The organism is Mesorhizobium sp. M4A.F.Ca.ET.090.04.2.1 (assembly GCF_003999085.1).
GTDB lineage: Bacteria > Pseudomonadota > Alphaproteobacteria > Rhizobiales > Rhizobiaceae > Mesorhizobium.
This window is the reverse complement of record NZ_RZOT01000348.1, coordinates 1-6,456: the sequence shown is the minus strand read 5'-3', so window position 1 is coordinate 6,456 and position 6,456 is coordinate 1. Positions and strand designations below refer to the sequence as shown.

The 6,456-nt window shown below is 65.4% G+C and carries 5 protein-coding genes and 1 pseudogene; 4 read left to right on the top strand and 2 right to left on the bottom strand.

Going from position 1 to position 6,456, the window contains the following annotated elements; translation table 11 throughout:
• Together EN781_RS36020 and EN781_RS22260 are read right to left on the bottom strand one after the other, a co-directional pair.
• Positions 1 to 75, bottom strand: a pseudogene (locus tag EN781_RS36020) (bifunctional 3-demethylubiquinol 3-O-methyltransferase/2-polyprenyl-6-hydroxyphenol methylase); the annotation flags it as partial.
• A 165-nt stretch (positions 76 to 240) separates the two neighbouring features.
• The gene (locus EN781_RS22260) at positions 241 to 537 is read right to left on the bottom strand and encodes a hypothetical protein (protein ID WP_126058146.1); all 297 of its coding nucleotides are present in this window, start codon (positions 535 to 537) and stop codon (positions 241 to 243) included.
• A gap of 220 nt (positions 538 to 757) precedes the next feature.
• Here EN781_RS22260 and EN781_RS22255 point away from each other — a divergent pair, with 220 nt between their 5' ends.
• From EN781_RS22255 to prmC, 4 genes are all read left to right on the top strand, one after another.
• Positions 758 to 2,011 (top strand): aspartate kinase, encoded by a 1,254-nt coding sequence (locus EN781_RS22255; RefSeq protein ID WP_126058147.1) that lies wholly within the window; start codon positions 758 to 760, stop codon positions 2,009 to 2,011.
• 81 nt (positions 2,012 to 2,092) lie between these two features.
• Positions 2,093 to 4,363 carry a phosphoenolpyruvate--protein phosphotransferase gene (gene ptsP / locus EN781_RS22250; protein ID WP_126058148.1) on the top strand — a complete coding sequence of 757 codons (2,271 nt, stop codon included), beginning with the start codon at positions 2,093 to 2,095 and terminating at the stop codon, positions 4,361 to 4,363.
• A gap of 139 nt (positions 4,364 to 4,502) precedes the next feature.
• Positions 4,503 to 5,582 (top strand): peptide chain release factor 1, encoded by a 1,080-nt coding sequence (gene prfA, locus EN781_RS22245; RefSeq protein ID WP_126058149.1) that lies wholly within the window; start codon positions 4,503 to 4,505, stop codon positions 5,580 to 5,582.
• Positions 5,575 to 6,453, top strand: a complete 879-nt coding sequence (gene prmC, locus EN781_RS22240) for a peptide chain release factor N(5)-glutamine methyltransferase (RefSeq protein ID WP_126058150.1) — start codon at positions 5,575 to 5,577, stop codon at positions 6,451 to 6,453. The genes prfA and prmC overlap by 8 nt, the downstream gene beginning before the upstream one ends.
• Positions 6,454 to 6,456: the final 3 nt, after the last annotated feature.

The following is a 6,456-nucleotide window of genomic DNA, read 5'->3' as shown; positions in this document are numbered from 1 at the left end:
CCACCATTCAGCGGCAAGCGCGGAGAAGCGTTCCACTTCTCCGGCATCGATCGTCGACCGTCGGGGTTCTGACATGGGGCGGGTCTCCTCGAACGCTAGGAAGTCGGTTGCCGGGCCGCGAATGTCAAGGCGGCTTTTCTCGACAGCTGCCATACCGATGCGCGGCGGCGCATCTGGTGACGCCGGCCACATCCTTCAGTCGCGGCAGCTTGGCCGTCGGTCGGCAGGCGCGACGGCGGGTCAACTGGCGAGCGCGACCGCCAGGTGCTTCATGTCGACGCTGGCGGGATCGATGGCACGCATGGCGTCGCAATCGCCGATCTCCGCCATGATCCGGCCGGCGGCGGCAAGCGCCTGCTCGCGGCTTTGCCAGCGCACCAGATCGACCCAGCCGCCGTTGTCCTGCCTGGCCAGGCAGCGGCTGAGGAAACCGGGCTGCCGCGTCAGCCAGTCGCTGAGCAGGCCGTTGCCGGCGACAAAGCCCGCTTCGGTTCCGGGCTTCAACCGGAAGGTGACGATTTCCAGGGTCTCGGCCATCTATCCTCCTCGTTGTCGGGCTTCCAGGTTCATCTATCGCATGACCTGGTGCTCAAATCTGTCAGCAACCCCGATATTTTCAATGCGAATCGTTGTTGCGCGCCATGCTTGCGAAATCCTGATCATTTGGCTAAGGAGGCCGCGCATTCAGCACCCGGCCTTGGCCGGCGTGTTTTTTCGGCTCCACGGCCCAGCATCCAGTCAAAGGCATTTCGTTTCCATGGCGCGCATCGTGATGAAATTCGGCGGAACGTCCGTCGCCGACATCGCCCGCATCCGCAACGTGGCGCGCCATGTCAAACGCGAGGTCGACGCCGGCCATGAGGTCGCCGTCGTGGTCTCGGCGATGGCCGGCAAGACCAATGAACTGGTCGGCTGGACGCGCGAGGCCTCGCCGATGCACGACGCGCGCGAATATGACGCCGTGGTCGCCTCCGGCGAGCAGGTCACGGCCGGCCTGCTGGCGATCACGCTGCAGAACATGGGCGTGCACGCCCGCTCATGGCAGGGCTGGCAGATCCCGATCAAGACCGACAACGCGCATGGCGCGGCGCGCATCCTCGACATCGACGGCGCCTTCCTGATCAAGCGCTTCGGCGAGGGCCAGGTCGCCGTCATCGCCGGCTTCCAGGGCATCGGGCCGGACAACCGCATCGCGACGCTGGGCCGCGGCGGCTCCGACACGAGTGCCGTGGCCATCGCGGCGGCGGTCAAGGCCGACCGCTGCGACATCTACACCGATGTCGACGGCGTCTACACCACCGATCCGCGCATCGAGCCGAAGGCGCGGCGGCTGGCCAAGATTTCCTTCGAGGAAATGCTCGAAATGGCCTCGCTCGGCGCCAAGGTGCTGCAGGTGCGCTCGGTCGAGCTTGCCATGGTGCACAGGGTGCGTACCTTCGTGCGGTCGTCCTTCGACGATCCCGACGCGCCCGGAATGGGGGATTTGCTCAATCCGCCCGGAACGCTTATTTGCGACGAGGAAGAGATCGTGGAACAGCAGGTCGTCACCGGAATTGCCTACGCCAAGGACGAGGCGCAGATTTCGCTGCGCCGCGTCGGCGATCGCCCCGGCGTTGCCGCCGGCATCTTCGGGCCGCTGGCCGAAGCCAACATCAATGTCGACATGATCGTCCAGAACATCTCCGAGGACGGCAAGTTCACCGACATGACCTTCACGGTGCCGTCGGGCGACGTCGACAAGGCGCTTGCGGTGCTGGAGCGTCTAAAAGCCGATGTCGGCTATGACGTGGTGCAGTCGGAAGCCGGCATGTCGAAGGTGTCGGTCATCGGCATCGGCATGCGCAGCCACGCGGGTGTCGCCGCCACCGCCTTCAAGGCGCTGGCCGACAAGGCGATCAATATCCGCGCCATCACCACTTCCGAGATCAAGATTTCGATACTGATCGACGGTCCGTATACCGAATTGGCGGTTCGCACTTTGCATTCCGTCTACGGTCTGGATAAGCAATAGCAAGACTGAATCAGTTGTTGCGTGAGTGCCGGGCGCGGCGGAAACTGCGCCGGCAAGGACTCTATTGGAGAAGAAGCCGCGATGCGTGATACGGCCAGTGGCCCGCGCGTTCTGCTGAAGCGGCTCCGCGAGCTCATGCAGGAGCCGCTGGAGCCGCAGGAGCGGCTCGACCGCATCGTGCGCGACATCGCCTCCAACATGGTCGCCGAGGTGTGCTCGCTCTATGTGCTGCGCGCTGATTCGGTTCTCGAGCTCTACGCCACCGAAGGTCTCAATCCGAACGCCGTCCACCTGGCGCAGTTGCGGCTCGGCCAGGGTCTCGTCGGCACCATCGCCGCCAGCGCACGGCCGCTCAACCTCTCCAACGCGCAGGAGCATCCGGCCTTCGCCTACCTGCCGGAGACCGGCGAAGAGATCTACAACTCCTTCCTCGGCGTGCCAGTGCTCAGGGCAGGGCGGACGCTTGGCGTGCTCGTGGTGCAGAACAAGACCATGCGCCACTACCGCGACGATGAAGTCGAGGCTCTGGAAACGACGGCAATGGTCATCGCCGAGATGATCGCCACCGGCGATCTCGCCAGGCTGACCCGCCCGGGCCTGGAGCTCGACCTGCGCCGCCCCGTCAGCTTCACCGGCCTTTCCTTCAACGAAGGCGTCGGGCTCGGCCATGTCGTGCTGCACGAACCGCGCATCGTCGTCACTAATTTGTTCAACGAGGACAGCGAGGAGGAAGTCCGCCGGCTGCAGACCTCGCTCGGCTCGCTCAGGCTCTCCATCGATGACATGCTGGAGCGCCGCGAGGTCGCCTTCGAGGGCGAACACCGCGAGGTGCTCGAAGCCTATCGCATGTTCGCCAACGACAGCGGCTGGGTGCGCCGGCTGGAGGAGGCGATCCGCAACGGCCTGACGGCGGAAGCGGCGGTGGAGAAGGTGCAGAGCGACATGCGCGCCCGCATGCTGCACATGACCGACCCCTATCTGCGCGAGCGGATGAGTGATTTCGATGACCTTGCCAACCGCCTGCTGCGCCAACTGATGGGGCGCGGGCCGGAGGATGTCGCGGCGTCGCTGCCGAAGGATGCCATCCTCGTCGCCCGCTCGATGGGCGCGGCCGAACTGCTCGACTACCCCAGGGACAAGCTGCGCGGCGTCGTGCTGGAGGACGGGGCCGCGACCAGCCACGTCGTCATCGTGGCGCGAGCCATGGGCATTCCCGTCGCCGGACAGATGAAGGGCGCCGTTTCCATGGCGGAAAACGGCGACGCCATCATCGTCGACGGCGAGGAGGGCACGATCCACCTCAGGCCGCAGCCCGACCTCGAAGCCGCCTATGCCGAGAAGGTGCGCTTCCGCGCGCGGCGGCAGGAGGTCTATCGCGAGCTGCGCAAGAAGCCGTCGGTGACCAAGGACGGTGTTGCTGTCGATCTGCTGATGAATGCCGGGCTTGCTGTCGACCTGCCGCAGCTTGCCGAGTCGGGCGCGGCCGGAATCGGCTTGTTCCGCACCGAGCTGCAGTTCATGGTCGCCTCGACCTTTCCGCGCGCCGAGGCGCAGGAGCGGCTCTATCGCGACGTGCTCGATGCCGCGCGCGGCAAGCCGGTGACCTTTCGCACCATCGACATCGGCGGCGACAAGGTGCTGCCTTACTTCAAGGGGGCGTTGCAGGAGGAGAACCCGGCGCTCGGCTGGCGGGCGATCCGGCTCACCCTCGACCGCCCGGGTCTGCTCAGGACGCAGATCCGTGCCTTGCTCAAGGCCTGCGGCGGCCGAGAGCTCAAGCTGATGCTGCCGATGGTGACGGAGCTCGGCGAGATCGCGCAGGCGCGCGAGATCATCGACCGAGAGGTCAGGCACCTGTCGCGCTTTGCACACCATCTGCCGACCAGCTTGAAGCTCGGCGCCATGCTGGAAGTGCCGTCGCTGCTGTTTCAGCTAGACGAACTGATGAAGGCGGTGGACTTCGTCTCGGTCGGCTCCAACGACCTGTTCCAGTTCGTCATGGCGGTCGATCGCGGCAACACGCAATTGTCGGACCGCTTCGACACGCTGTCGGCGCCGTTCCTGCGGGTTCTGAAGACGATCGCCGACGCCGGCGTGCGCAACCACACGCCGGTGACGCTGTGCGGCGAACTGGCCGGAAAACCCATATCCGCAATGGCGCTGATCGGCCTCGGCTATCGCTCGATCTCGATGTCGCCGGCTTCGATCGGCCCGGTCAAGGCGATGCTGACCGAATTGCCGCTGGACGAATTGCAAGCCTTCTTCGCCGACAATCTGATGGCGCCGGCGCAGGGGCTGCCGATGCGCGCCCTGCTGCAAGCCTTTGCCGACGACCGCTCGATTCCGCTCTAGATTCACGTGAGGGCGGTCTGCAAATGTCGATTTTCTGCGCTTCCGGTGCTCATGTACCTAAATGTACATTCCGCTCCGGTTCTCCAAATTCGCCATTTTCGACTCGCCCTGATGTGAATTCGATCGAAGTTCCAAGCCCATGATCAACCTGCCGCGCGACCGCATGGATCAAGTCGTGAAGCGTTTCGAGATGCTCGAAGCGCAGATGTCGGCCGGGCCGACTGCGGACGCCTATGTCCGGATGGCCTCGGAATACGCCGACATCCAGGAGATGGTAGCCAAGATCCGGGCGCTGCGCGCAGCCGAGCAGGAACAGGCCGACCTCGAGGCGATGCTCGCCGACAAGGGCACCGATGCCGAGATGCGGGCGCTCGCCGAGGCCGACCTTCCGCAAGTCGAGGACCGCATCGAGACGTTGCGGAAAGACATCCAGATCCTGCTCCTGCCCAAGGATGCCGCCGACGACAAGAACGCCATTCTGGAAATCCGCGCCGGCACCGGCGGCGACGAGGCGGCGTTGTTCGCCGGCGACCTGTTTCGCATGTATGAGCGCTACGCCGCCTCGCGCGGCTGGCGCTTCGAAGTGGTCTCCGCAAGCGACGGCGAGGTCGGCGGCTACAAGGAAATCATCGCCTCGGTGTCGGGCAAAGGCGTGTTCGCGCATCTGAAATTCGAGTCCGGCGTGCACCGGGTGCAGCGCGTGCCGGCGACCGAGGCTGGCGGGCGCATCCACACCTCGGCGGCGACCGTCGCCGTGCTGCCGGAAGCGGAGGAGGTCGACATCGAGATCCGGGCCGAAGACATCCGCATCGACACGATGCGCGCATCGGGTTCCGGCGGCCAGCACGTCAACACCACGGATTCGGCGGTGCGCATCACCCATTTGCCGACCGGCATCATGGTGGTGCAGGCGGAAAAGTCACAGCACCAGAACCGGGCGCGCGCCATGCAGATCCTGCGGGCGCGGCTCTATGACCTCGAACGCAGCAGGGCGGACGAGGAGCGCTCGGAATCGCGCAAGTCGCAGGTTGGCTCGGGCGACCGCTCGGAGCGCATCCGCACCTACAACTTCCCGCAAGGCCGCCTCACCGACCACCGCATCAACCTCACTCTCTACAAGCTCGACCGGGTGATGATGGGCGAGCTCGACGAGGTCGTCGACGCGCTGATCTCCGACCACCAGTCGAAACTGCTCGCCGACATTGGCCTCGATGGCTGACATTTTGCCCGGCACGCTCGGGCCGCTGCTGCGGGAGGCGCGGCAACGTCTGGCCGCCGCCGGCGTGGCCGATCCGACGCTGGATGCCAGGCTGCTCGTCGAGCATTTTTCCGGAACGACCCGCACCCAGGCCATCGCCGAGCCGGCGCGAACCGTGCCGGCGGAGGCGATTGTGGCCATCGATGCGGCCCTGCGACGGCGCGTCGCAGGCGAGCCGGTGCACCGAATCCTCGGGTTTCGCGAGTTCTACGGACTGAGGCTATGGCTCTCGCCGGAGACGCTGGAGCCGCGCCCCGACACCGAGACGTTGGTCGAGGCGATCCTGCCCTTCGCCAAGGCAACGGCGGAGCGGCAAGGCGAATGCCGTATCCTCGATCTCGGCACCGGTAGTGGCGCCATCGCGCTGGCGCTGCTTAGCGCCGTTCCCGGCGCTGTCGCGACCGGTGTCGACATAGCCGCGGGTGCGCTGGCCACAGCCATGCGCAATGCCCGTGACCTGGGGCTCGCCGACCGGTTCGAAACGCTTGAATCCAACTGGTTTGCAAAAGTTTCCGGCAGCTACCATGTAATTGCCGCAAACCCTCCCTATATACCTCGGCAAGACATAGGAAATCTGCAGGACGAGGTCCGCGGTTTCGATCCGCATCTGGCGCTTGACGGCGGCGCGGACGGTCTGGACCCCTACAGGATCATAGCCGCTGAGGCGGCGGGCTTTCTGGAAACCGAAGGCTTGGTCGTGGTCGAGATCGGCCACACGCAGCGAATCGAAGTGGCGGACATCTTCACGGCAGCCGGCTATCGGTTGGCCGATAAGTTTCGCGACCTCGGCGGTAACGACAGGGCTCTGGTGTTCGAACGCGCAAAGCCCTGATGC